Here is a 26,759-nt window from a genome sequence, read left to right on the forward strand (position 1 = left end):
TGAGGGTCTTCATCACGCCACCTCCTTGTGGACGACGGTCGATGCTTGCTCAGGGGAGAGCCACCGATTCGCGGCCTCGGTGACCTGGTCGGCGGTGATCGCACGCACCCGGTCGAGGTGCGTGTTAACGAGGTTGGCGTCGCCCAACAGGGTCTCGTGCATATTGAGCAGGTCGGCCCGTTCGTCGACGACGGCCAAGGATTCCAACCAGTCCCGTTCCACCTGCGCCCGGGCCCGCTCCAGTTCGGCCTCTCGCGGCCCGCTGGCAGCAAACTCGGCAATGATCTCGTCAACGGCTCCGGTCAGCTCCTCCTCGGAGACTCCCGGCTTGAGGTGGGCCGACACCAAGGCTGCCGAGGAACCCCGGGACAGCCCGAAGTCGTTCATCGCGATGCCGTCGACCAGGTGATGCTCCCGCTCGAGGGTGCGGATGAGGCGCGAACTCATCCCGGATCCGATGGCATCGATGGCCATCGTCACGGCGAGGTTGTCAGGATCGGTGATGGGCGGGGTGGCCCAGGATCGGGTCACCGCGGTCCGGGGCACCGGGCGCTCGACGACCACCCGCGGGTTGTCGTGGCGAACTGGTCCCTGGATGCGCGTCGGGAGGTCTCCGGTGGCAGTGGGCGCCGCTCCCAGGTACTTCTCGGCAAGAACGAGACCTTCGTCAGCCTCGACACACCCGGAGATGACGAGAACAGCGTTGTCGGGTCGATACCAGGTGGAGTGGAAGGCCGTCACGTCGTCGAGGCAGGCGGCGTCGAGATCGGGCACCGAACCGATGGTCGGATGCCCGTACGGATGCGTCTCCCCGAACCGTCCGTCCAGGAGTAGATCGAGCAGGTCACCATAGGGGGTGTTGTCGTAGCGCTGCCGCTTCTCCTCCTTGACGACCTCCCGCTGGGTGGCGAGGTTCTCCTCGGTGACGGCCAGATGGGCCAACCGCTCGGCCTCCAACCACAACGCCAGCTCCAACGCCCCGGCGGGAACCGTCTCGTAGTAGTTGGTGCGGTCGAAGCTGGTGGACGCATTGGCCGACCCTCCCACCGACTCGACGGTGGCCAGGTGTTCGCTCGACGCGATGCCGCTCGTGGTGCCCGAGAACATCAGGTGCTCGAAGAGGTGGGCGAACCCGAAACGGCCGACCTCCTCGTCGGCCGATCCCACCTGGTACCAGATGTTGACGGCGACACCGGGGGAGGTGGCGTCTGGATTGACGACCACGCGCATCCCGTTGTCGAGGGTCGTGCGGTGTAGCTGGAGGCCTTCTGACATGGGTTCGAGCATAGGGGCAGCCGATGACGCCGTGGGTCGGCTCGTGGTGGCGAAGTGGTTTCTGGGGCTCGGTACCACCACCCTCCGTAGCACTGCCCACGATCATCAACCCGATCACCACAGGCGGGCAGAAGGACCCTCAAAATCTCTCCCACAACCCGTTGCGGAACACCACCTGCGCCGATTCGTCCTTATCACGCCGTACCCTGGAGGATATGCAGACGCAGCGAAACGTGGTGTCCCACGCCCTGCAACGCCGTCACACCTTGGAGGCGTTGCTCAGCCCCCAGGTTGACCTCAACGCCCCCACGGCATGCGACGCCGACCCCATGTTGGTGCGTGCCGCCATGCACCACGGCGAGCCCCTCGACCACGACTGTCCGGTCTGCGAGTCGCCGCGGCTGGTCCTGCTGCGCCATGTCTTCGGCCACCAGCTGGGCCAGTACTCGGGACGCATCCGCACCGTTGACGAACTGGAGGAGATGGAGCACCAGTTCGGTGAGTTCCACGTGTATGAGGTCGAGGTCTGTCCTGACTGCTTGTGGAACCACATCCTCGTCGACTACGTCCTGGGGGATGGTCGACGTCGTCGCCCACCTCGCCATCAGCCGACCGTGGAGGACATCTATGGCTGATCACAAACCTGCCAAGCACCCAGCACACCGGGCCACCCATGCATCGAGCGGTGGCGCCCGGTCGGCGCGCCCCGCGGCCAGACCGAAACACGGACGCCACACCAAGCTGAAGAAGTTCCTGTGGGGCCTGCTGGTGACGATCCTGTCGCTGGCGATCATCGCTGTCATTGGTGTCTTCGTCGCCTATGAACGCACCGAGCTGCCCGACCCCAACCATGACTTCCAGACGAACACCTCGTTCATCTATTACCGCGACGGCAGCCGACTCGGATCCTTCTCGGTGCAGAACCGTCAGTCGATTCCTTACAAAACGATGCCCGAGGACCTGCGCAACGCTGTCGTTTCAGCCGAGAACCGCACCTTCTGGACGGATCCTGGCATCTCGGTCAAGGGCATGGTTCGCGCCGCGTGGGCTATTGCTCATGGTGGTGAAATGCAAGGGGGCTCGACGATCACCCAGCAGTACATCAAGGTGTTGTACCTGTCCCAGGAACGCACCATGAGCCGCAAGTTTAAGGAGCTCCTCCTCGCGGTGAAGATGGGCAAGGAGGTGTCCAAACAGGACATTCTCGCCGGCTACCTCAACACTATTTACTTCGGTCGTGGAGCTTACGGGGTCCAGGCTGCCGCGAAGGCGTTCTTCTACACCGACGCCTCCAAGCTCACCTTGTCCCAGTCGGCAGTGCTGGCGGCGGTCCTCAACAGCCCTGCCAACTTCGACCCCAAAGGCGGAGTGGCCGCCCGGGAGAGGTTGCTGCAGCGTTACCGCTACGTCCTCGACGGCATGCTCGAGGCCGGAAACATCACCCAGGCCCAGCATGACGAGGCGTATCGGCAGCTGCCGAAGTTCCCGAAGGTCCCCGACTACAACCGGTGGGCTGGAACCGACGGATACCTTATGAAGATGGTCCATGACGAGCTCATCGCGAGGGGATTCTCAGACCAGCAGATCAAGGGTGGCGGGCTCAAGGTGACGACCACCCTCGATCGCAACGACCAGAAGGCAGCGGTTGCCGCCGGCCAGAAGTACAAGAGGATCGCAGGCCGCAACGCAGGCTCCAAGGGGGCGGAGAATCTTCATCCGGCTCTCGCCTCGGTTGACGTCAAGACCGGTGGTGTGTTGGCCATTTACGGTGGTGACGACTACATCTCCAACACTCGTAACTGGGCTCGCACTCCACGTCCGGCGGCGTCGACCTTCAAGACCTATGCGGCTGTGGCTGGGATGCGGCACGGTTTCAGCCTGCGCTCCCGGTTGGAAGGCGACGCCTTCACTCCCGATGGCGACGCGACGGAGGTCCGCAACGAGAACAACCGGAACTACGGCACCGTCAGTATGCGGCGAGCCATTGCGAAGTCGATCAACACCGCCTTCGTCGACATGGTCTCGCGGATGAAGGACGGCCCGAAGGACGTTGTCCAGGCCGCCAATGCCGCCGGGGTTCCCAAGGGCACCGGATGGGACCTCAACAACCGCATCGCCCTGGGCACCGCCGAGGTGAGCCCACTGGCCCAGGCCGGCGGCTACGCAACGATCGCGAATGACGGTAAGAAGGCCACCCCTCACGTCGTTGGCAAGGTCGTCGACCAGTCAGGCAAGGTCGTCTACCACGCCCCATCGCCGTCTGAGCAGGCCATCGAGGCTGACATCAGCCACGATGTCAGCTATGCCCTGCAGTCTGTGGTCGAGGAAGGCACCGGTCGAATCGTGGCCGACTTCGACCATCACGTCGCTGCAAAGACGGGTACCTCCGGCGTCGGCGATGAGGTGACGGCTGCCTGGTTCGTCGCCTACACCAAGCAGATCTCGACGGCCGTCATGTTCGTCGCAGGTGACAGCGGCAACGAGGACCTCAACCGCTACGCCAGGGAGGGGGCGTCGAGCTTCTACGGCGGCGGGTATCCGGCTCAGACCTGGGTGGACTACATGGCGACGGCGATGAAGGGAATGCCTCACAAGTCATTCGCCGACCCCGATTGGGTGAATCTGTCCGGCAAGCACTACGGCGAGACCAAACGTCCGGAAGTGCCAGTTGAAGAGGATTCTCGGGACACCTCCGACAATTTGGACTCGAACGATCCTGAGTCGCCGGTTGAGTCGTCGGCGCCGGTCCCCACGGCGTCGACGACCCCGAGTTCCAAGCCGTCGCCGACGGCCAGCCAGGAGCCTCCCAAGCCGTCTTCGACGATGACGAGGACTGAGCCGACCCACACCCGGCGCCCGACCCACACCCGGCGCCCGACCCATATCCCTAGACCGACACACACCGCCAGACCGACGCACACCAGCCATCCCACTTCGGGAGAGACGACGCGCGGCGGACTCCAACCGGGTGGTCCGGGCCACAATGGGTAGCCTGACCACGTGACCATCCCCGATCAGAACGACGACGCCGTGGCGGCCAACAGTCATGCGGTCGCACGCCCGAACGGCGGATCCATGGGTTACGCAGGTCGCCGTGTCCTTGATGTCCCGAGGCGATCCCGCGTATCTCAGCTGGGGCTGGATCGCCGTATTGGTGGGCGTATGGGGCGTCATGCCTGGCCACGCGGCATTTTCTTCGACCCAGGTCCGTGGGCTGTTATGAGCGCGATCGTGGTGTGGTTGCTCACGATCTACCGCGTCACTCCGTGCGTGCAGCATGTCGCATCCAAGACCGTCGATCCGTACCAGCGGCAGTGCTACTCGGACATTCCGACGATCTATCGGTCCTCGGGAATGGGCCACGGCGGATCACTCTTCTCGAACCCCGACGTCGCCCAGACCCCTCTCGTGACTGTTCTCATGGCCTTCTGTCGCCGTGTGGTGTGGGTCTTCGGTGCGGAAGTCTCCCCGAAGGCCACTGACCAGCAGGTTCTCGACGCAGCCAACGCCTATTGGGGAGTCGCCCAGGTTGTGCTCTTCGTGGCTTTCCTGGCCGTCGTCATCTCGGTCATGCTGCTGGGGCGCAGTTCGGACACCGACCTTCCCGTCGACGAGGAGGGCCGTCCCACCCAGGCCCGACGCCGTTCCTGGGACGTCTTCTGGGTGGTGCTGTGCCCAGCGGTCTACCTGGCCGGTCTCATCGACTTCTCCATGGTCCCGGTCGCCCTGGCCACCACGTCGATGCTGGCCTGGTCCCGTCGCCGTCCATGGTTGGCCGGGATCCTCATCGGTCTGGCCTGCGCGGGAAGCCTGCAGGCCGCCGTGGTGGCCTTCGCCGTCCTGGTGTGTTGTCTGCGCGCCACGCGGCTTCCGGAGCTGGGACGATACTTGCTGTCCGGGTTCCTTGTGTTGGTGGCCTGTCATGTCATCGCGTGCTGCCTCAGTCTGACGACCTGGTGGACCTACCTGCGTTCGGCCTTCTGGTCAGGCACTGGTCTGGGCACGATGTGGTACGTCATCCAGGACTCCTCGGGCGGCACGATCCCTGGGATCGGCTGGATCACCGGCGCCTTGACGGTTGGCGGCCTGCTCGGTCTGGCATGGCTGTCGATGACGGTCCCGAGGCGTCCGCGGATCGCACAGGTCGCTTGCATGGCCCTGTTGATCCTCTTCATCACCAACAAGGTGTACTCGCCGCAATGGGTGCTGCTGCTCGTTCCGTTGGCTGCCCTGGCCCGTCCCGATTTCCGCGACTGGGCCGTCCTCATGGTGGGGGAGTGCTTTTACTCCTTGGCCGTCTGGGCCCATCTCGGCGGGCTGTCTCTGCCGGGCGGGTCCGATGCCGACATCGTCTACTGGGCCTCCATCGTGCTGCGCCTGGCCTGTGAGATCTGGTTCGCGTGGGGAGTTGTCGACGACATCCGACGGCCGTGGAATGACGTCGTCAGGGTGGGGTATGCCGACGATCCCACCGGTGGGGTGCTCGACCACGCACCAGACCCAGCGTCCGAAGGTGAACCCGCCGCGGAGGCTGCCCGGTGACGCGCACCGGAGCAATGAGGTCGACGCGAGTCGCGACGTCATTCACTCCCGCCGATGACGGACGCCTGGTGGCCCAGACATGGTTGGGGAGTCGAACGATCCTGTTCATCGTCGCCGTGGTCGGCATGACCGGGTACCACCGCACCTTCTCCCAGGTGACGGGTAACTGGGACGTCCAGCACTTCATGTCTATCGCCCGCAATGGGTACGCCGATGCCCTGGAAATGGCCTTCTTTCCTGGCCTTCCGGCACTGCTCAAGGTTGGCAGCCTCATCGGTCTACCGATGGAGGTCACCGGAGTTCTGCTCGGCCTGGTCGGGTCGGCCTTGGCGGCCTGGGCGCTGTTCCGTATCGGCGGCACGGTCCCGACGTGTTTGTGGCTGATCGCCCCGACGGCGGTCTTCACCGTCGTCGGGTACACCGAGTCCCCGTTCTGCGCCGCCGCATTCTGGTCCTGGGAGCGTGCCCGAGCCGGGAAATGGTGGCCAGCCGCGTTGCTTGCCGGACTGGCATGCACCTTCCGAGTGTCAGGGCTCTTCCTCGTCGGTGCCCTGGCTGTGATGGCAGTCCTTGGCGACGGGGACCAGCGTCGTCCCACCAGCCAAGCCGCTCGACGCCGCCGTAATACCGAGATCGTCAATCGGCTTTCGACCCTGCTGGTGCCAGCCGCTGTCCTCGTGGCTTTCGCGGTGTGGCTGCATCGGCTGACAGGGTCGTGGACGGCCTGGTCCCAGGCGCAGACCAAGGGTTGGGGACGCGGTTTCACTACCCCGGTCGAGACACTGCGACACACCTTGCCCGCGACCCGCCCCGAGACCTGGGAAGCCACCTACGGGTCAGGGGCAGCCGGAGTGGCGATCGTGTTTCGGCTCGAGCTGGTCTCGGTCGTCCTGGGTATCCTCGTCTTCATCTACTGCCTGATCCGTCGCCGTTGGGCCTCGGCAGCGTGGGTTGGTATCCAAGTCGTGGCCTTCTCGATCGGTTATTGGTACATGAGCGTCAACCGTGCCACTCTGTTGTGGTTCCCGCTCTTCGTCGCGCTGGCTGAGCTCACTCGTGGCCCGTCCAAACCGCCCGGTCTGGTGTTGCTGTGGCGCGGAATCATGGGCATTGTCGTTGTCGTCGATCTCGCCGTCGTGGTGTGGTGGGGCTGGCGATTCTTCACCGGGGGGTGGGCCAGTTGAGGCTCGTATACGCGCGCAAGGTCTGGACTCTCCCGACCCTTGAGAAGATCGTCGTGATTGGCGTCGTGGTCGCGTTGTTCGCGATGCAGCTCATCGACACCCGGCATGGTCTGTGGACCCCTTGGACCGTCTCGATCCAGCTTGTCGGATGCGCCGTCGTGACGATGTGTCTGGCGCCAGCAGCATGGCGACGACGTCATTCCATGAGTCGAACCGGCTGGATCTTCATCGCCGAGATCACGACCATCATGATCTGGTCCCTGATCTCGGCGATGGTGGCCCCGAAAGCTGTCGTGTGGCGGACGACGGTGCCACGCATCCACCAGGTCATGCCAGCCGTGACAGCCCTGGTCACCTTGATGGCGGCGGTGACAACGGTACTCGTCCTGTCTCGCCATGCTCGTCGGCTGGCGACCCTGGGGGGGTCTGCTGCGGTGCTTCTCGGCGCTCTCGTGGACTGGCCGGTTCAGGCGTCCATCCACCGCAGTCCCAGGCTTGCCAGCGCGATGGGTGGCTCGGCGGTTGTCCACGTCGCGATCCTCCTGGCGGCCGGTGTCTTCTTCGACGCTTCTCGGATGGCTCGCACGCGTCCGCGGCAACTTGCCTTGGCCATGGTGGGATGTCTTGCCGTCGGCATGACGATCGCCACCGGTTCCCGCGCCGCCCTCATCGTGCTGTTCATCTTCGGCGCCTGGGCGCTGGCAGCCTGGGGACGACACCATCCGCGCATCGCGGGGGGTGTTGCGGCTGCCGCAGCGGTGATGCTGGTCGCCCTCGTTATCCGTGTACCCGCTCTGCAACGTCTGGCCACATGGACCTCGCCGGCCCGTCTTCATGCCGCTTCGGTGGGATGGGACGCGGTCTCCAGCTCCTGGACGTACCTGCTTCTCGGCGTGGGATCCGGTCGGGTCTTTCCGTGGTATTCCATCGAGGACAAGTTCATTGCGGCCCCGGGAGCCGGCATCATCGGCACTCCGTTCGGGGTTGCCCTCAACTCTGCTCATTCGGTCTTCGTCGCGGTGCTCACGGAGTTGGGCGTCCTGATGTTCCTGGTGCTGTGTGCGTCTGTCGTCCTGGTGTGGGCCAATGCCTGGCATGACGTGCGTCGTCGCTCCACCTGGGCGGTGACCTCGATGGTTCTGGCTGCCACCACGGCCGCCTGGGTATTCGACACCTACCTGCTGAAGAACTTCGCCGTGTCGACGTGGTGGTGGCTCATTGCTGGTTGTGTGCTGGCCTCTCACGGCTGTGATGGAGAACGGGTTGGTCCGGTGGCAGCCTCGCTGGAAAGCCCCGGCACTGTTGAATCATGAGTTGGTGAATCAGGCATCGGGCACTTCGAGTCGTACTGATTGAGGCTGCACGACGTCGCGATGGCAGCTCCTGACCGCGGCCCTCTGATGAGACGATCCTCTCGGGACAAGGAAAGTGACGGTTGCCGGAAACCGGCAACCGTCACTCAAGAGGTCTTCCAGAAGCGCTTACTTCTTGCGAGCCAGAACCACACCGTCCAGGTGAGCGTGGCACATCGACAGCAGTTCGAGGTGATCGCTGAGTTCGCGCCGTGAGGTCACTCCCTCGCCCACGACGACGATCGTCGAGGCGGTCTTGGACGCAACCGTGAGGGAGTCAGAGGCCTCGAACCCTGCAGAGGCGTTGACGATCACGGTGTCGTAGCGGGAGCCCAGCTCGTGCAGCAGGGCCGTCAGCGCCTCACCGCCGAGCAACTCGCCGCCGTTGTCGGTGGCCGTTCCGGCCGGGATGAAGTCGGCCTCGTCACCCTTGCCGGTGACGAGGACGTCAGCCTCATGAGCGCGACCGGCGAGCAGATCAGACAGCCCAGCGGTGGAACGGTCGAGGCCGCGTGCCTGGGTTGCGCTGCCATGGGCCAGATCGGCGTCGACGAGCACCGTCCTCGTACCGGTGCGGGCCAGGCTGCCGGCGACAGCCGCGGCAATCGCTCCGGCCTGGGTGCGCTCTGAGCTGGGGCACAAGGAGACGGTACGGATGCCGTCACGGGCCGGCATGAAGGAGATGTTGTGGGCCAGCGGGGTGATCTCGCTGGTCGTCGGGGATGCCGAGACTCGGCCCAGAACCGAGGAATCGACAACCTCGGCGACGTTCTCCGGAGTGCGAATCCTGGTGTTCAGGATGGCTCGGACGAAGAGGTAGATGAGACCGACGAGGATGCCGATGAGCACACCGACGATGATGCTCTTGGTGACGGAGCGTTCACTTCCCCGCACCGGGGAGGTGACGACGGTCGCCTTGGAGATGGACAGCACCGGCTTGTTGTTGCTGGCATGCGGCACCTGGGAGACAGCCTTCTTGAGGTCCGTGACCATGGTGTCGACGACCTTCTTGGTGTCGGCCTCATTGTCGCTGGAGTAGATGATCTGCAGGAACATCGGGGAAGGGGTCACCTTGATGGCCTGCTCTAGCGACTTTGACGACACCCTCGGGTCCAGGCTGGCGCCGAGGGGCTCCAGCACCGCGGCGGAACTGAGGTAATCGGCGTAGGAAGCGACGAGGTGGGTGGTGTATTCCGAGGCCGCCGCCGGATTCTGGAACGTGTCAAAGGCCTCTGACGTGAACAAGACGTCGGCCTCGGCCTCGTAGCTCGCATGGGACATGGCGTAGTGGCCGACCCCAGCGACGATCGCGACGATGACGGCGACAATCGCCGATGAGGCCAAGAAATGGCGCGCGTTCCGGAACACTGTACGTAGCTGCATCCAACGACCGATCTGTCAGGGGTGAAGGTGTGTATAGGCTGGAACCACCATAGCCCGTAGGACAACCAAGGAGTATCGGCCATGCAACGATCAGGCGCACTCTCCGGCGTGGTGGGACGCGCGAAGCGCTGGCTCGCGCAGCGGGTCCGCCGTGTCCGCCCTTCCCAAGGGGTTTCGCGCCAATCAACCGGTCGGCACCATGACAAGCCGCTGGTCGTCCTGGTGACGTCCCGGTTCCCCTACGGATCTGCCGAGCAGTTCATTGTCGCGGAATTGCCCCACTGGACGGGTCGCGGCATCGACATGGTGGTCTTGCCGGAGAAGAACGACGCGCCGAATGTCCAACCCCGTGATCTTCCTGCGGGCGTCACTCTTGACACCCGCCTGTTGAGGAAGTGGGGAAGCCAGAAAGGGCGTGCGCTGTCAGTTCTTGACGCCCTGACGTCCGGCGTTTTCTGGCGAGAAATTCGCGATCTCGCCAGTTTGGGTCGTCTGAACCGTTCTCGCTTCGTCTTCGCCCTGCGGTCCTGTGCCCAGATCACCATGGTCCGACGCAGCCTGGCCGAACTGTCGAGAGAACACGGCGGGATCGATCTCGTCTACACCTACTGGCTGGCCGTTTCGACAGTGGGTGCTGCGTTGGCGAAGAAGCAGGGGGCAGTGCGCCGTGTGGCGTCTCGGGCTCACGGCTCCGATATCTACGAGGATCGTCACCCCCTGCGCCATCATCCCGCGGTGCGCCAGATCGTTGACGAGGTCGACCTGCTGGCCCCGATTGCCGCCGATGGAGCCGAATTCTGTGTTGATCGCTATGGATTTGATGAGAATAACGTGGTCGTCAGCCGGTTGGGTGTCGACATCCCCTCGCGCGAGGAGTGGTGCCGACCCAGCCCGGACGGCGTCTTCACCGTCTTCTCCGTCAGCACCATGACCCCCTTCAAGCGGCTCGACCTGCTCATCGACTCCCTGGCGGATCTGTCCCAGCGATGCGGATCAACCACCCTGCGCTGGGTTCACGCTGGTGAGGGGCGTCTCCATGACGAGCTTGCTGCCCGAGTTTCCGAGAAACTCCAGCCTCGCGGGGTCGAGGTGGAATGGCTGGGCCAGCTTGGACACGACGAGCTCTTCACCTGGTATCGCACCCACCAGGCCGACGTCCTGGTCAACACCAGCTCCTCGGAGGGCATCCCAGTGTCCATGATGGAGGCGATGGTGCGCGGCGTACCGGTCATCGGTACCGATGTGGGCGGGGTTCGTGAGATCCTTCCTCCGGACTGGCTGATGCCGTCCGATCCGTCAGCATCGGAGGTGGCCGAGTTCATCGCGGCGCGGATGGATGACGCCAAGTCCGACCGGACTCGTCAGGAGGTGGCCCGTTTGGTGGCCGAGAAGTACGACGCCGACCACAACTTCGACGTCTTCGTCGACCGAATGGTGACGGTGGCGCAGGCATGACAACGCTGGCTCAGCGGGCCGATCTTCCGAGCTCCCAGCCTTCCCGGGTCGCAGTGTGGTTCGTGAAGTTCTTCCTCATCCTGCTGCCCTTCGCGTCGGCATGGGCCTCGACGATCACCATCGCCGGTCTGCCTCCGGTGCGGTTGCTGGTCGTCGTCCTGGTACTGGCCGCTCTGGCGGCGCGCCCACGGGTGGAGATCGTCTCCCAGGTCCTCATCGCCGTCGGCATGTTCTGGATCGCGATGGGCCTGTTCCTCATGAGGGATGCTGAGAGCCTCAAGGAGATTCTGGGAGTTCTCGTCGGCCTGTTGACGATGATTTCCCTGACCCTCGTCGGCCACGGGCTGTCCTGGATCATCCTCATGTGCCGGGCCTGGCTCGGCGGCGTCATCATCGCGATCCTGCCCGGCTTGTTCGAGATTGCTACAGGAAAACACATGCCCAACTATCGGTTGGGTGCCTCGGCCTATGTCCGCAGGACGGCGACCGATATCGCCTCCTTCATGGTCAACCCCAACCTCTTTGCCTACTTCATCACTGCCGGCATGGTTGCCCTCATCGTCGGATGGCAGCTCGAGAAGGGCTGGCTGAAGTGGACGTACTTCATCGTCGCTCTCCTTGTGGCGCCGGTGACCTGGTTCACCGGGTCAAGACTCTGCATGGCAGCCTGTCTGGTGCTGTTGGCCTGGATGTGCGTGCGCTCTCGAGTTCTGACGATGATCGCAGCCATCGGGGTGTGCGTGGGCGCCATTTTCGTCATTGCCGCCGGGATGATTCCCCAACTCATCGACGCCTACAACACCTTCATCGTCAACCTCAACTCGAATTCCGGTCAGACCCGTCTGCACCTGTACCAGAACGCCGGATGGCTGTTCGTGAACACCAAGGGCGTCGGCATTGGACCGGGTCGGTACACGGTGGAAGTGACCGCTGCGCCGTGGCGGACCTACGGCGCCATCGATCCGCACAACGGTTTCACCGAGGTCTTCGTCGGTTACGGCCTGCTCGTCGGCGTGGTCCTCGTCGCCCTGGCCCTGGCTGCTCTCATCGCAGCCATTCGCCGCGCCGGGGGGCATCCCGGCTACACCGAGACGATCCTGCTGCAGGCGGTGGGCGTGAGCCTGCTCCTCTGCCCGGTGCTGGCCATGGCCAACAGTTCGTACCTCAAGGCCCCGGCGGTCTGGTGCCAGATGGCCACCATTGCGCTGTGGTGCCAGTACCTGCTCAGGACCAGCCTCTCTCCGCGCAGATCTGTGAAGTACCATGTCGACGACCGGCGGCTTCCCCGTCGACGCCGAGTTCTGGCTCGAGCCATCTCTGCCGACCAGAAGTGAGCCCCTTCCACATCTGAGGGCCAATGTCCTGTGGCGTGTTCGGCCTCCTGAGAGCGGGCCTGTCGGCGTCTTGTCCTGGGCGCGAGTACGCTGGACCCGATGCAACCGGCATGAAAGGCGTCCCACATGGGTGAACCACGGATCATCGACACCGCCGATCTGGACGACGGTGTGACCATCGGCGACGGTTCGTCGATCTGGCACCTCTCCCAAGTCCGCAGCGAAGCTGTCCTCGGACGCAACGTCGTGGTGGGCCGTGGTGCCTACATCGGCGAGGGTGTCCGCGTCGGCGACAACTGCAAGATTCAGAATTACGCGCTGGTCTACGAGCCGGCGGAGCTGGAGGACGGGGTCTTCATCGGTCCGGCGGTGGTCCTCACCAATGACCACTTCCCCCGCGCCATCAACCCCGACGGCTCCCTCAAGTCGGCTGACGACTGGGAGCAGGTGGGCGTGACCTGCAAGCGCGGCTGCGCCGTCGGTGCCCGCTCTGTGTGCGTCGCCCCCGTCACCATCGGTGAGTGGGCCACGGTGGCGGCCGGATCGGTCGTCACCAAGGATGTTCCGGCCTATGCCCTGGTGGCTGGTGTACCAGCTCGTCGAGTCAAGTGGGTGGGTCGTTCCGGCTTCCCGCTGGATCCCGACGGTGAGAACAAGTGGATCGACTCGCGAACCGGGGACCGGTTCGTCGAGGATCCCGAGACCGACACGCTGACTCTCGTCAGCGAGGGCGAGCAGGCCTGAGGTCGTCGTCCCCCCAACCCAAGTACCCCTTCGTGGGTGCCACGGCGCCCATAAACCGGACATCGTGTCCGAACAGTTAGGAGCTTTCAACGTGACTGCCCAGTTCATTCCACCTGCCAAGCCGATCCTCGGTGATGACGAGCGCAAGGCCGTCGACGAGGTCATCGCCTCCGGCATGGTCGCCCAGGGCCCCCAGGTCCACTCCTTCGAGGAGGAGTTCTCCTCCCAGGTCGTCGACGGGGTCCATTGCGTGGCCGTCAACTCGGGCACCTCGGCCCTGCACATTGGTCTGCTGGCCTCCGGCATTGGTGAGGGTGACGAGGTCATCGTCCCTTCCTTCACCTTCGCCGCCACCGGCAACTCCGTCGCCCTGTCCGGCGCCAAGCCGGTCTTCGCCGACGTCGACCCGGTGACCTTCAACCTGGATCCGGCCTCCATCGAGGCCTCCATCACCGACAAGACTGCCGCGATCATGCCGGTGCACCTCTACGGACTGCCGGCCAACATGCCTGAGATCCTCAAGATCGCCGAGAAGCACGGCCTCAGGGTCTTCGAGGACTGCGCCCAGGCTCACGCCGCCAGCATCGACGGCAAGCACGTCGGTACCTTCGGTACCTTCGGCGCCTTCTCCTTCTACCCGACCAAGAACATGACCTCGGGTGAGGGTGGCATGATCACCACCTCCGACCCGGAGGTCGCTCGCGAGGCTGCCATGCTCCGCAACCAGGGCATGGAGAAGCGCTACGCCAATGAGTACGTCGGTCTCAACAACCGCATGACCGACATTCACGCCTCCATCGGTCGTGTTCAGCTCACCAAGCTGGCCGGCTGGACGAAGACCCGTCAGGAGAACGCGGCCTTCCTGTCGAAGAACATCACCGAGGCCGTCACCCCGGTCGTTCCCGAGAGCTACGTGCACGTGTATCACCAGTACACGATCCGTCTCGAGGGAGCCACCGGCGAGGAGCGCGACCGCTTCGTCACCGCCCTCAAGGAGGAGCACCAGGTCGGCTCGGGGGTCTACTACCCGATTCCGAACCACCGTCTGCCCTCGCTGGCCCCGTACGCCCCGGGCCTCGAGCTGCCGAACACCGAGAAGGTTGCCGCAGAGTGCGTCTCGCTGCCGGTTCACCCCTCGCTGTCCCAGGCCGACCTCGAGCGCATCGTCGCCGCTGTCAACACTTGCGCGAAGGCAGGTGCCTGATGGCGAATCTGCGTGCCGGCATGGTCGGCATCGGGTCGATGGGCAAGAACCACGTCCGCAACCTGCGCGCCATCGACGGGGTCGACCTGGTCGCGATTGCGGACGCCTCCGGCAAGGACCCATTCGGGGTCGCCGGTGACCTGCCCGTCCTGCCCGACGTCGACGCGGTCATCGAGGCCGGAGTCGACTACTGCGTCGTCGCGGCCCCGACCAAGTTCCACGAGGAGATCGGTCTCAAGCTGGCCGAGGCGGGGGTCCACGCCCTCATCGAGAAGCCGCTGGCCTACGACACGGCCGCCGCCACCCGTCTGGCCAAGGCCTTCGAGAGCAAGGGTCTCATTGGTGCCGTCGGTCACATCGAGCGGTACAACCCGGCCCTGCAGTCGCTGCGCAAGCGTCTGGAGAACGGCGACCTCGGCGACCTCTACCAGGTGGCCACCCGTCGTCAGGGTCCGTTCCCGGCCCGTATCGCCGACGTCGGCGTCGTCAAGGACCTCGCCAGCCACGACATCGACCTCACCGCCTGGGTCACCCAGCGTGAGTTCGAGCTGGTTGCCGCCCGTACCATGTTCAAGGCTGGCCGGGACTACGAGGACATGGTCTCGGCGACCTGCCAGCTCTCCGATGGGCTCATGAGCAACCACCTCGTCAACTGGCTGACCCCGACCAAGGAACGTCGCACCTTCGTGACCGGCGAGAAGGGCATGTTCATCGCGGACACCCTGACCGCTGATCTCACCTTCTACTCCAACGCCAAGGTTGCGACGGTGTGGGATGACATCGCCAACTTCCGTGGCGTTGCCGAGGGTGACGTCACCAGGTTCGCGATCCCGAAGCCCGAGCCGCTGCGCACCGAGCACGAGAACTTCCGTGACGCCGTGCTGGGCAAGGAGTCCGACATCGTGACGATGACCCAGGGCGCCAAGGTCGTCCAGGTCTGCGAGGCAATGATCAACTCCGCCGCCTCCGGGGAGTTCGTCAAGATCTCCTGACACATCGGTCATGATCGGGCCGGGCCGTCGAGGCCCGGCCCGATTGCGTTCACCGACGCGTTCGGCCTGGGTCGAGCGGCCGAGTCTCCAACGGCCTCGAGGGTAGGATGGCTGGCATCTTTGGTCACCACGAATTCCCTCACGGCCTGCGGGCCGTGGCATCGCGCTCGGTAGACCCCGCTCAGTGGTTCAGCGGGGCGGCCGAGGTCGTCGTCGCATGTCTTTTCCTCACGTGTACCTATGTCACGGTGGACCAGCCACTCTTCGACAATGGCGCGTGTCCACTGGTGCTCCCGCTCTTCGCGGTGGCTGCCGTGGCGCTGGAAGTGTTGTGCATCGTCAGGGATGCACGGGGGATACCGACTCCGCGGGAGTGGACCCGTCCCCTCACCATCGTGGTGTGCAGCTTCCTGGCACTGCTGGCCTGGGCTGCGGCCTCGATCCCCTTCCATGACCATGTCGTCTATGACTTTTCCATGGGGGTCATCAGGGGCCTGCCGCTCTATGCCCTCGTCGTGCCCCTGGCCGAGGCGACGATGACGATTCTCGTCGCTGTCTTCGCCTGCCGACTCATCGTGGTGGAGAACCTCGAGGGAGCGCTGTGGAGACTGTCCGTTCTGATGGCGATCGCGAACCCAATTGGGCTCGTCAACGAATACTCAGCAGGTCATACGACGGGATGGCGGGTTGCCACCAAGCTCGGTGGGGCCGCGATCTGTCACGTGGTGCTGATCCTCGCCGTGGCTGTCGCTGTCGACGCCGTTATCCGGAACCGTCACCGGATCATCTCGAGCGTGGCCGTCGTCAGTCACCTGGCCTGCTTGGCGGTGTCCGGGTCCCGTGCCGGGATCATCTGCCTGGCCCTGTTCATCCTCGGTCTGGTTCTCCTCGGACGCTCTCACCGCAGGAGAAGCCGTGAGCAATGGACCATCCTCGCGGCCCTGGGGATAGTGGTGGCCGGAGTTGCCATTTGGTTCGTCTCGACGGTGCGGACGGGGTCTCTGGTGGATCCGGCGAGGGCGAGGACCTGGGCCTTGGCGGGACACGTCGTCCTCGAGTCACCGGGTCGTTTCCTAATGGGAACCGGCTATGGGACCATCTGGCCGTGGTTCGTCCTTGAGTCCACTTTCATGCCCGGGTCCTCCCATGGGATGCGCCAGACCCTGTACGGCTACAGTCTTCCGCACGCTCACAGTCTGGTCGCCCAGGTGCTGGGGGAGCTCGGGGCGATTGGCCTCATCCTGCTGCTGGTCTCCCTGGGCACTGTCATCGCGGTGTGCATCAAGGGGATTCGCGGACACTTCCCGGTGTTGTGCCTCGGGGTGCTCGCGACGATCCCGGCCTTCCTGATGGACACCTACCTCATCAAGAACTTCCCGATCGCGCTGTTCTGGTGGTTCTTCACGCTGGTCGTCTGCCGGCTCGTGACGACCACGGGGAAGGATGACCGCGAGGAAGTGTCCGTCGACCACTGATTCGCGCGGGAAATTGTGTGCTCAGCCGTGATTCTTTCCGGGGCGAGTCAGCGGATGGTACGGCTGCGTACTAGCCTGAACCCGTCGTCAATCCATATTAGTGACGATGACGTCGCCAGGTCATGGATGTCGATGCCGCGCCCGGGCAGGTAGTTTTCCAGGTTGCCGGGAGGTTTTGAACCCGCCATCCGGACGGATTCGTGATGCCCGGACCATGGGGAAAGGAAAGGATCAGATGTCCCTCGAGCCGCTCGCCGCCGATGCCGAAGGCGTTACCGCAGTTGGAAGAGCGAGGGGGTTCAGACCCAAGCACTTGGTGACCGGCCCCTCACGCGACGACAAGTCATTCCTCGGACATCCGGGCGGACTGCCGTGGATGCTCCAGGTGGAAATGTGGGAGCGATTCTCCTGGTTCGGGATGCGGGCCATCCTCGTCTACTTCATCACCGACACCTTGGCAAATGGCGGCCTCGGGCTGCCGGTCAATGCCGGTCAGGTGGTCATGGCCTCCTATGGCGCTGCGGTGCTGCTCATGACGATTCCCGGCGGTATCTTCGCCGACCGGATTCTCGGGCCGTGGGTCTCCACCCTGTGGGGCGGTCTCATCATCATGACCGGTCACGTCATCCTGGCGATACCTCAGGTGGTGACGTCGTGGATCGGCCTTGTCTGCATCGCCATCGGTACCGGTTTCATCAAGCCGAATCTGTCGACGGTCGTCGGTGGCCTCTATGACGATGGCGATCCGCGTCGTGACCAAGGCTTCTTGTACTTCTACATGTCGATCAACATCGGCTCCCTCATCGCTCCGCTCATCACCGGTCTGCTCAAGGACCACTACGGGTACCACATCGGATTCATCGCGGCAGCCATCGGTATGGCCCTGGCCCTCGTGGCTTTCATCCATGGTCGTTCCAAGCTGCGCGACTTCGCCTTTGACATTCCCAATCCGCTCGCCCCAGGTGAGGGGCGCCGGATGGTGCTCAGGACCCTGGGAATCATCGCGATTGGTGCTGTGCTCGTCATCGGGTTCAAGGCGTTGCTGGGCGAGTGGACTTCGGCTATCGCTTACTCGCTGTTCACCTTCGCCACCGTGACAGCCCTGGGGTACTTCTTGACGATGTTCCGCTCCTCGAAGGTCACCGAGCGGGAGCGTGGTCACCTGTGGGCCTTCGTCTCGCTGTGGGTGGGGCAGGTGCTCTTCGTCATGATCTTCGAGCAGGCAGCCGGGAAGATGGCCACCTTCGCCAAGGCCAACACCGACGGTCACATCGCCGGTTCCGCCCTTCTCAAGCCGGAGCAGTACCAGATGATCAACCCGGCCGCCGTGCTCATCCTTGCCGGTCTGTTGGGCATGTGGTTCCGAAGGAGGGAGGGGAAGTTCCCCAACACCCCGCAGAAGTTCGCGATCTCGGTGTTCATCATCGGGCTGACCGCCCTCATGATGGGATTCGGCTTCCAGAGCTGGCCAGGCGGGGACAAGCTTGCGCCGTGGTGGTTCCTGGCCGTCGTCTTCGTCATTCAGACCGTCGCCGAGTTGTTCATGAACCCGATTGGCCTCTCGACGGCCACCAAGCTGGCCCCGAAGAAGTTCGCATCCCAGAACATGACCCTGTGGCTGCTAGCAGCGGCCTGCGGTCAGGGCCTGGCATCGGTGACAATCGAGCGCACGAAGAATCTTGGTGACGTGGTGTTCTACTACGGTCTGGGCATCGTGACGATTGTCGTCGCGCTCGTGCTCTTCGCCATCGCCCCGTGGACCCAGTCGAAGATGGAGGACGTCGATCAGGTGTGCCACGAGGGTGCCGGGGCCACCCCGGAATCTGAAGGCCACTGAATCTGAAAGCTACTGATTCGTCGGTGGGGCCCGTCCGGTGGGGCGGGTCCCACGTCGTGTTGGTGGTCCGTGTCGACCCGGCTCTGTGTCGGAGGCACCTTGGCAGAGGTACCTTTACCGTGTGTGGTGATCGGGTTGCTGATAGTTCCTGGTGCTATCCCAGATGGCAGTCGACGGGTTCAGAAACCGATCTTCCACCAGCGTCTTGGCCGGGTGCGAAAGCCAGCCGTGAACCCTCGAAGGGACGCTGAGGGCTGATTAACGTGGTTTGTGTACGCATCGTTTCGACGATGAACCCAACCTTGGGAGCACACATGACGACGTACCAGTACCTCATCATCGGTGGCGGAATGGCCGCCGACTCAGCCGCCCACGGCATCCGCGAGATTGACAAGGACGGGTCGATCGCCATCCTCAGCGCCGACGTTGATTCGCCGTACCCCGGCCTGCCCTCAGCAAGAAGCTGTGGACCGACCCCGAGTTCACGTGGGGCAAGACCGATCTCTCCACCGCCGCCGACACCGGCGCCGAGCTCGCCGCCGCCCTCGTTCAGCAGGGCTGCGAGGTCAGCCTCGTCACACCCGACCCGGTCCTGGGCAGTTCCCAGTTCCCGGCCCAGATCGCGTCGGAGTACCAGAAACTCTTCGCCGATGCCGGGGTTCACCTCGTCACCGGGCATCGTGTCTCCTCGGTGCGCAAGTACGAGAACGCCGAGGTCACCTTGGACGACGGCATCATCCTCGAGGCTGACGACGTCGTCGCCGGTCTGGGGGCGACTCCCGTCACCAACCTGGCCGAGGACGCCGGTCTCACCGTCGACAACGGCGTCGTGGTCGACGAGTACCTGCGCACCGACGACCCCGCCATCTGGGCAGCTGGCGACATCGCGAACTACCCGGACCCGGTGCTGGGCCGCACCCGCGTCGAGCACGTCGACAACGCCACCATGATGGGCAAGGCAGCGGGCCGCTCGATGGCCGGTTCGGACGCCCCCTACACCCACACCCCGATGATGTACTCGCAGGTGTTCGGGGTCCGCTGGGAGGCCGTCGGCGCTCTCGACTCCAGCCTTGAGACCACTGCGGTGGAGGTTGGGGACGGCCAGGTCGTCTACTACCTCAAGGACGGAAAGCCGGTCGGCGTCCTGCTCTGGAACCTGCCTGGGCGCACCGACGAGGCCGTCAAGGTGCTTGCCGACCCGCCCGAGGACCTCTCGGACGCCATCAACTGATTTCTACTACAGGAGATAACATCATGGATCTCGGACTCAATGGGCGGGTAGCCCTCATCACCGGTGCCGACTCTGGCATCGGTTGGAACACCGCGAAACTCCTCCTTGCGGAGGGAGCGAAGGTTGCCGTCACCGACCTCGACGCCGACGAGCTCACCAAGGCCGCGAAGGACCTTGATGCGCCCGAGGACCGTCTCGTCGCCTTCCCGGCCGACGTCACCGACGCCGACTCCTTGGCCGAGCTCCACCAACAGGTGAGGGAGGCCTTCGGGCCGATCGACATCCTCGTCCAGTCAGCCGGGGTCACCGGCGCCCAGGGTAAGTTCCACGAGATCGACGAGGAGGGCTGGCGCTCCACCCTCGACATCGACCTCATGGGCCCGGTGCGGGTGCTGCGGGAGTTCATCGCCGACCTGCGCACCGGCGGGTGGGGTCGTGTCGTGCTGCTGGCTTCCGAGGATGGCGTCCAACCCTATGACGACGAGATCCCGTGCTGCGCCGCCAAGGCCGGTGTGTTGGCCTTGGCCAAGGGGCTGTCGCGTACCTATGCCCGGGAAGGGCTGCTCGTCAACGCTGTCTCCCCGGCCTTCATCCACACCCCGATGACCGACGCCATGATGACCAAGCGGTCCGAGGAACGTGGCGTCAGCTTCGACGACGCCATCGAGTCCTTCCTCGACGAGGAGCGTCCCCACATGGAGCTCAAGCGTCGCGGTGAGCCCGAAGAGGTGGCCGCCGTCATCGCGTTCCTGTGTTCTGACAAGGCCTCCTTCGTCAACGGGTCGAACTACCGGGTCGACTCCGGGTCGGTGGCGACCTTCTGACGATCGGGTCCACGTGGAGATGGGCGAAGGCCGCTGTCGTCATGACAGCGGCCCTCGCCGTGTGTGGAGCGGGATCAGGCGTCGAGGTCGGACTCGATGAGATCAGCGATGGTGTTGACGTCATCCTCGTTGTCACCGGCGACCGTGACGGGATCACCCGCGCCAGCACCGAGGGTCATGATGAGTAGCACGGATTTGGCGTCGACCGGCCCGCCGCCCTCGGTGGCGAGGGTGACGGTGGAGCCGAGTTTGGCAGCTTCCTGGGAGATGACTGCGGCGGGACGGGCGTGAAGCCCGACGGAGGATCCGACTTTGACGATTCTGCTGGCCATGATGGTGTCCCTTTCAGGGTTGTGTGTTTCGGTGCGGTTTGGTGTGGATATTTCAGGCGGCGGCCTCGGCCTTGCGCTTGGCTGAGGTCTTGAGGACGGTTACAAGCAAGGCTGCCACGACGGTGCCGACGACGATGGCCAGAATGAACGCCCAGACCCGGTCGATGGCGAAGAAGACGAAGATACCGCCGTGGGGAGCCTTGGACGCAGCGCCCAGTGTCATCGACAGGGCGCCGGTGACGGCTCCGCCGGCCATCATCGAGGGGATGACGCGCAGTGGGTCAGCAGCCGCGAAGGGGATGGCGCCTTCGGAGATGAACGAGGCTCCCAGCAACCAGGCAGCGGTGCCGTTCTCGCGCTCTGCCGGTTGGTAGAGGTTCGGACGCAGAGTCGTCGACAGGGCCATCGCCAGGGGCGGGACCATTCCGGCTGCCATGACCGCAGCCATCACCTTGAGGGACCCGACGTTGGTGACGGCGAGGTTCGTCGTCGCGAAGAGGTACGCCGCTTTGTTGATGGGGCCGCCCAGGTCGGAGCACATCATGAGGCCCAGGATGATTCCGAGGATGACAGCCGATGCTCCGCTCATACCACCCAGCCAGTTGTTGAGGGCGTTGGTGAGAGCGGCAAGCGGACGGCCGAGCACCACGTACATGAGGCCGCCGGCTATGAGGGACCCGACGAGCGGGATGATGACGACCGGCATGAGACCACGCAGCCAGCGGGGCGGGTTGAGGCGAGTGAACCCATAGGCGACGAGGCCACCGAGCAGACCACCGACGATGGCCCCGATGAATCCTGCCCCGGTGACCCCGGCGACGGCACCAGCCACGAAGCCGGGGGCGATGCCGGGACGATCAGCCAGACCGAAACCGATGTAGCCGGCGAGCGCGGGAAGCAGGAAGCCGAAAGCCGCCTGGCCGACGGCGAAGAAGACCGCACCGATGTAGGTCATGGTGGCCGATCCACCCAGGGCATGGGCGGTGGGTGCCGGAAGGTTGTTGAAGGTGTTGTGGAGGGCGATGTCCATGCCGTCCTTGGCGATCTCGTACCCGCCGAAAAGGAATCCCAGGGCGATGAGCAAACCACCCGCGGCGACGAACGGGATCATGTAGGAGACGCCCGTCATGAGGGCCTGCTGGATGCGCTTGCCCCAACCGATCTGGGAACCGGCCTGCTCGGGCTCCTGGTGTTCGCCGTGGCCCGCCGGAACACGGTGCGCGTGCGGATCCTTGGCTGCCGCGAGAGCCTCGGCGACCATCTTCTCGGGCTCGTTGACGGCACGCTTCACCCCTGACTCGATGACCGGCTTGCCGGCGAATCGCTCTCGGCCCTTGACACCGACGTCAGTGGCGAAGATGACGGCGTCAGCGGCCTCGATCTCGGATGCGTCGAGGGGCTCGGTGGCGGTGGAACCTTGGGGCTCGACCTTGACGTCAACCCCCATCTTCTTGCCCGCGGCCGTGAGGTAGTCGGCGGCCATGTAGGTGTGGGCGATGCCGGTCGGACAAGCTGTGATGGCGACGACGTGGGTGGTGGGTGTCTGTTCGGGAGCTGTTTCGTCTGTCGCGGCGGCGGTGGCGGGTGCCGGTACAGGCGCGCCCTCCTCTGGTCCGACGACCCCGCCAATGAGGTCGACGACCGTCTGAGCGTCGGGGGCCTGGCGCAGCTGCTCGACGAATTCGGGCTTGACGAGGGCGCGAGCCAACTTTGTGAGGAGCTTCATGTGGTCGGCGCCACCGTTCTCGGAGGCGGCGATCATGAAGACGAGGTCAGCAGGGCCGTCAGGTCCGTTGAAGTCAACTGCGGGGGACAGCCGGGCGAAGCCGAGTGAGGGCTGGGAGACTGCGGCGGAGCGGCAGTGAGGGATAGCGAATCCGCCGGGCATCCCGGTCGGGCTCTTGGACTCACGATCCAGGGCGTCACGGGTCAGGCCGTCGGCGTCGGCGCGTCCGGCCCTGGCGATGATTCCGGCGACCGAGGTGATGACCTCGGCCTTGGTCGAGCCCAGGTCAGCGTCGAGGGATACCAGTTCTGGGATGATGAGAGGGGCGTTCATCGGTTCTCCGATCTCACAGATGGGTGAGGCTGACGTGGATGGCGTCGGCCTGGGCAGGGGTCGGCATGGTCGACCCCGGGAGGGCTGCGGCGGCCGTGCCCCAGGCGACGGCGGTGCGCAGACAGTTTTCGGGTTGGTCGCCGCGGGTACGGGCCAGCAGAAATCCGGCTAGGGAGGAGTCCCCGGCGCCAACGGTCGACCTCACCTCGACTGGTTCCGGCCAGGCGTGCCAGGCATCGGTCTCGGTGACGAGTAGGGCCCCCGCGCCGCCGAGGGTGACCAGCACCTCGGCGATGCCGTGCAGGCGCCGGGCGGCAGCGACGACGTCGTCGAAATGGCCCTGCTCGGCGGCGGCCTCCAGGGAGTTGCCGTCGATTCCACAGAGCTGACCGAGCTCGACGGAGTTGGGCTTGACGAGTTCGGGAGCTGATTCGGGGAGTTTCCCGGACAGCTCTTGGAGGGGCTTGTCAGAGGTGTCAACGGCGACCTTGACGCCGGTTTCGTGCAGCCGACGGGTCATGGTGGTGTACCAGTCCGAAGGGACGCCGGGAGGGAGAGACCCGGACAGGACGACCCATTCAGCGTCGGTCGACGTCTCGAGGATGATCTCCTCGACGGCGGTCAGTTCGGCGGTGGTGAGTGCGGCTCCGGGGTGGTTGATCTTGGTTGTGGTGCCGTCGGGTTCGGTGATGGTGAGGTTGGTCCTCGCCGGCGTCGAGATCGGGACGGCGATGTGTGGGATCTTGTCATTGGCGAGGCCGGTGACAAGCCGGTCCTTGGTTCCGGCCGGTACGACGGCACAGGTGTCGACCCCAGCTCCGCAGAGGACTCGGGAAATGTTGACTCCCTTGCCAGCGGAGACCTCAGTGGAATTGCCGAGTCGGTTCACCTGGCCGCGTTGCAGCGGCCCAGGCAGGGATGCAGTGCGGTCGATGCTCGGGTTGAGGGTGACTGTGACGATCACGGGGGGACTCCTTCGTCGCTTTTCCCAACGGTCCCTCAGGTATGAGCGACCCTTCAATGTTGGGATGTGTGACACTCTAAAACATAAAAGCTGGAAAAGCAATAATAAAACACTAAAACGGACATTTGGTGATGCGGGGCGCCGCGATGCCTCGGGGTGACTGTTTGACGGGCTGATCCGGCGACAGGCGTCGGTGTGGTGATCGGTCTTATGAATGGGGTTGTTGCCACCCGTGGTTGCACGTGCTGACGTCAGCAACCCAAACACCACACACGGTGGAAGTGCGGGCTGGGGGAAGCGTGCGTGCGCAATGGCCGGGAGGCTGAAATGGCCCTGGCTGCGGCCGACCTCAGGCGATGACGATCTCGACGCCAGATTTCTGCAGCATCTCAACCTGGTGTGGGGTTACCCCGGAGTCGGTGATGATGACGTCCACGTCACCCAACTCCGCGAACCGCATCGTTGACTCTGCCCCCATCTTCCGGGAGTCGGCCAACACGACGACGTGGTGGGCGCTTGCGATCATCGCTGTCTTTGTCGCGACCTCATCGGCGTCGGGGGTGGAGAGACCATGGTCCGGGGAGATGCCGTTGGTGCCCATGAAGGCGACGTCAACACGCAGCCGTGAAATGGCATCGACATTCCCGACGGTGGCTTGAGTGGTCGGGCGCAGGCGCCCTCCCAGTAGGTGGACGTCGCATGCACTGTGGGTTGCCATGGTGCTGGCGATCGGCGATGAGTTGGTGAAAACGGTGAAGCGCCTTGTGGGAGGCATGATTGCCGCAAGTCGACCGGTCGTCGATCCAGCGTCGAGGATGATCGATCCGTTGTCAGCCGGCAGGTGGGGCAGTGCAGCCCTGGCTATCTGCTCCTTCTGACTCACCGCGGAGGAATCACGGGTGTCGAGGGGTTGATCTCCCAGCAGGTCGAACTCGATCGGGATGGCGCCACCGTGGACGCGTCTCAGCATCTTCTGGGTGCACAGTTGATCGAGATCGCGCCGAATGGTCTCCGGGACGACCCCCAGGGAGGCTGACGCATCAGACACTGACACTCGACCGGTCTCACGGGCGGTGTTGATGAGCCACTTGTGTCTCTCGGCGGGATACACCGGCCCTCCTCAACGAAAAGCCCCCAGCGCAAACAGGCTAAATCCCTAGTCAGACGCATGATGAGGGGATGGCTGTGATGGCGGGAGCATAACACGAAATCATTGCGGCGTTCTGCCCGGTTAGACTGGCGGGGGTATTCGCGAATCCCAAGGAGTTCAGGAATGAAAATTGCCGTCGTCGCCATGGGCAAGATCGGGCTTCCCCTGGCTGTGCAGTTCGCCGAGAAGGGTCACGACGTCATCGGCGTCGACGTGCAGCAGCGCGTCGTGGACGAGATCAACAAGGGCAACGAGCCCTTCCCCGGTGAGGCCTATCTCGACGAGAAGCTGAAGAAACTCGTCCCGGCCGGCAAGCTCGCCGCCACCACCGATTACTCCAAGGCGATTCCGGGCGCCGATGCGATCGTCCTCGTCGTCCCGCTGTTCGTCAACGACGAGACCTGGGAGCCGGACTTCGGCTGGATGGAGGCCGCCACCAAGTCGTTGGCGGAGCATCTCACCCCGGGCACCCTTATCTCCTACGAGACCACTCTGCCGGTCGGCACTACCCGCAACCGCTGGAAGCCGATGATCGAGGAGATCTCCGGCCTGACCGAGGGCAAGGACTTCCACCTCGTCTTCTCCCCGGAACGCGTCCTTACCGGCCGGGTCTTCGCCGACCTGCGTCGCTACCCGAAGCTCGTTGGCGGCCTGACCGACGAGGGCACTGCCAAGGGCATCGAGTTCTACGAGCAGGTCCTGGACTTCGACGATCGTGACGACCTGCCGCGCGTCAACGGCGTCTGGGACATGGGCACCGCCGAGGCCGCCGAGATGGCCAAGCTCGCCGAGACCACCTACCGCGACGTCAACATCGGCCTGGCCAACCAGTTCGGCAAGTACGCCGCCGCCAACGGCATCGACGTCTACAAGGTCATCGACGCCTGCAACTCGCAGCCCTACTCCCACATTCACCGTCCCGGCATCGCCGTCGGTGGACACTGCATCCCGGTCTACCCGCGCCTCTACCTGTGGACCGACCCGGACGCCACCATCGTCCGTACCGCCCGCGAGGCCAACATGACGATGCCGCAGTACTGCGTCGACCAGGCCGCCTCGGTGCTGGGAGACCTGTCCGGCAAGAAGGTCGTCGTCCTCGGTGCCTCCTACCGCGGCAAGGTCAAGGAGACTGCCTTCTCCGGCGTCTTCCCCACCGTCGAGATCCTGGCCAAGGCCGGCGCCGACGTCAGCGTCCATGACCCGATGTTCACCGACGAGGAGCTCGGCAAGTTCGGCTTCAAGGCCTACCACGTCGGTGAGCCCGTCGACGGGGCCCTGCTGCAGGCCGACCACCCCGAGTACGCCGAGCTGACCCCGGCCGATCTTCCGGGCATCAAGGTCCTCGTCGACGGTCGTCACGTCGTCGACGCGGCCAAGTGGGACGGCGTTGAGGTCATCGTCGTTGGTGACGGGGAGGCCTGA

20 protein-coding genes and 1 pseudogene are annotated in these 26,759 nt (G+C 64.5%); 15 read left to right on the forward strand and 6 right to left on the reverse strand.

Going from position 1 to position 26,759, the window contains the following annotated elements; translation table 11 throughout:
- Window positions 1-12: 12 nt before the first annotated feature.
- Window positions 13-1,287, reverse strand: a complete 1,275-nt coding sequence (locus ACP8LP_RS00570) for a M16 family metallopeptidase (RefSeq protein ID WP_484483197.1) — start codon at window positions 1,285-1,287, stop codon at window positions 13-15.
- Window positions 1,288-1,490: 203 nt separating this feature from the next.
- Here ACP8LP_RS00570 and ACP8LP_RS00575 point away from each other — a divergent pair, with 203 nt between their 5' ends.
- The 5 genes from ACP8LP_RS00575 (at window position 1,491) to ACP8LP_RS00595 (ending at window position 8,314) form a co-directional block, all read left to right on the forward strand.
- Window positions 1,491-1,910, forward strand: a complete 420-nt coding sequence (locus ACP8LP_RS00575; RefSeq protein ID WP_036975662.1) for a DUF5318 family protein — start codon at window positions 1,491-1,493, stop codon at window positions 1,908-1,910.
- Window positions 1,903-4,266, forward strand: a complete 2,364-nt coding sequence (locus ACP8LP_RS00580; protein WP_484483198.1) for a transglycosylase domain-containing protein — start codon at window positions 1,903-1,905, stop codon at window positions 4,264-4,266. The genes ACP8LP_RS00575 and ACP8LP_RS00580 overlap by 8 nt, the downstream gene beginning before the upstream one ends.
- Window positions 4,267-4,437: 171 nt before the next feature.
- Complete coding sequence (locus ACP8LP_RS00585; protein WP_484483345.1) at window positions 4,438-5,817, forward strand: hypothetical protein; 1,380 nt, start codon at window positions 4,438-4,440, stop codon at window positions 5,815-5,817.
- Entirely contained in the window at window positions 5,814-7,001 is a 1,188-nt protein-coding gene (locus ACP8LP_RS00590; protein ID WP_484483199.1) for a mannosyltransferase family protein, read from the forward strand. Before ACP8LP_RS00585 ends, ACP8LP_RS00590 begins: the two co-directional genes overlap by 4 nt.
- Window positions 6,989-8,314 (forward strand): hypothetical protein, encoded by a 1,326-nt coding sequence (locus ACP8LP_RS00595; RefSeq protein ID WP_138237441.1) that lies wholly within the window; start codon window positions 6,989-6,991, stop codon window positions 8,312-8,314. Before ACP8LP_RS00590 ends, ACP8LP_RS00595 begins: the two co-directional genes overlap by 13 nt.
- A gap of 168 nt (window positions 8,315-8,482) precedes the next feature.
- On the opposite strand, the gene ACP8LP_RS00600 is transcribed toward ACP8LP_RS00595, so the two are convergent.
- On the reverse strand, window positions 8,483-9,721 hold the full coding sequence (locus ACP8LP_RS00600; RefSeq protein ID WP_484483200.1) for a tyrosine-protein kinase domain-containing protein: 1,239 nt from the start codon (window positions 9,719-9,721) through the stop codon (window positions 8,483-8,485).
- A gap of 96 nt (window positions 9,722-9,817) precedes the next feature.
- Between ACP8LP_RS00600 and ACP8LP_RS00605 the strand changes: the two genes are divergently transcribed.
- The 9 genes and pseudogenes from ACP8LP_RS00605 (at window position 9,818) to ACP8LP_RS00645 (ending at window position 20,832) form a co-directional block, all read left to right on the forward strand.
- Complete coding sequence (locus ACP8LP_RS00605; protein ID WP_063279760.1) at window positions 9,818-11,191, forward strand: glycosyltransferase; 1,374 nt, start codon at window positions 9,818-9,820, stop codon at window positions 11,189-11,191.
- Window positions 11,188-12,525 (forward strand): O-antigen ligase family protein, encoded by a 1,338-nt coding sequence (locus tag ACP8LP_RS00610; RefSeq protein WP_016666721.1) that lies wholly within the window; start codon window positions 11,188-11,190, stop codon window positions 12,523-12,525. Before ACP8LP_RS00605 ends, ACP8LP_RS00610 begins: the two co-directional genes overlap by 4 nt.
- Before the next feature lie 126 nt (window positions 12,526-12,651).
- Window positions 12,652-13,269, forward strand: a complete 618-nt coding sequence (locus ACP8LP_RS00615) for an acyltransferase (RefSeq protein ID WP_016666722.1) — start codon at window positions 12,652-12,654, stop codon at window positions 13,267-13,269.
- Window positions 13,270-13,360: 91 nt separating this feature from the next.
- A complete protein-coding gene (locus ACP8LP_RS00620; protein ID WP_036979638.1) occupies window positions 13,361-14,473 on the forward strand; it encodes a DegT/DnrJ/EryC1/StrS family aminotransferase in 1,113 nt (370 codons plus the stop codon).
- Entirely contained in the window at window positions 14,473-15,465 is a 993-nt protein-coding gene (locus ACP8LP_RS00625) for a Gfo/Idh/MocA family protein (protein WP_004810259.1), read from the forward strand. The genes ACP8LP_RS00620 and ACP8LP_RS00625 overlap by 1 nt, the downstream gene beginning before the upstream one ends.
- Window positions 15,466-15,572: 107 nt before the next feature.
- Window positions 15,573-16,940: an O-antigen ligase family protein gene (locus ACP8LP_RS00630; RefSeq protein ID WP_004810260.1), complete on the forward strand. Its 1,368-nt coding sequence runs from the start codon at window positions 15,573-15,575 to the stop codon at window positions 16,938-16,940.
- Window positions 16,941-17,175: 235 nt separating this feature from the next.
- Complete coding sequence (locus ACP8LP_RS00635) at window positions 17,176-18,777, forward strand: peptide MFS transporter (protein WP_484483201.1); 1,602 nt, start codon at window positions 17,176-17,178, stop codon at window positions 18,775-18,777.
- 290 nt (window positions 18,778-19,067) lie between these two features.
- Window positions 19,068-20,008, forward strand: a pseudogene (locus tag ACP8LP_RS00640) (NAD(P)/FAD-dependent oxidoreductase).
- A gap of 23 nt (window positions 20,009-20,031) precedes the next feature.
- Window positions 20,032-20,832, forward strand: a complete 801-nt coding sequence (locus ACP8LP_RS00645; RefSeq protein ID WP_484483202.1) for an SDR family NAD(P)-dependent oxidoreductase — start codon at window positions 20,032-20,034, stop codon at window positions 20,830-20,832.
- Between the two features lie 74 nt (window positions 20,833-20,906).
- Here the strand turns inward: ACP8LP_RS00645 and ACP8LP_RS00650 are convergent, their stop codons facing one another.
- The 4 genes from ACP8LP_RS00650 to ACP8LP_RS00665 all read right to left on the reverse strand — a co-directional run bounded on the left by ACP8LP_RS00650 (window position 20,907) and on the right by ACP8LP_RS00665 (window position 25,298).
- Window positions 20,907-21,164: an HPr family phosphocarrier protein gene (locus ACP8LP_RS00650; RefSeq protein ID WP_016666727.1), complete on the reverse strand. Its 258-nt coding sequence runs from the start codon at window positions 21,162-21,164 to the stop codon at window positions 20,907-20,909.
- Window positions 21,165-21,216: 52 nt separating this feature from the next.
- Entirely contained in the window at window positions 21,217-23,223 is a 2,007-nt protein-coding gene (locus tag ACP8LP_RS00655) for a PTS fructose transporter subunit IIABC (RefSeq protein ID WP_016666728.1), read from the reverse strand.
- 13 nt (window positions 23,224-23,236) lie between these two features.
- Window positions 23,237-24,187, reverse strand: a complete 951-nt coding sequence (locus ACP8LP_RS00660; RefSeq protein WP_484483203.1) for a 1-phosphofructokinase family hexose kinase — start codon at window positions 24,185-24,187, stop codon at window positions 23,237-23,239.
- A gap of 349 nt (window positions 24,188-24,536) precedes the next feature.
- Window positions 24,537-25,298, reverse strand: coding sequence for a DeoR/GlpR family DNA-binding transcription regulator (locus ACP8LP_RS00665; RefSeq protein WP_308982791.1), 762 nt, complete (start codon window positions 25,296-25,298; stop codon window positions 24,537-24,539).
- A gap of 162 nt (window positions 25,299-25,460) precedes the next feature.
- Here ACP8LP_RS00665 and ACP8LP_RS00670 point away from each other — a divergent pair, with 162 nt between their 5' ends.
- Window positions 25,461-26,759, forward strand: a complete 1,299-nt coding sequence (locus ACP8LP_RS00670; protein ID WP_015583439.1) for a nucleotide sugar dehydrogenase — start codon at window positions 25,461-25,463, stop codon at window positions 26,757-26,759.

Source organism: Cutibacterium sp. LaCa_89, assembly GCF_058177555.1.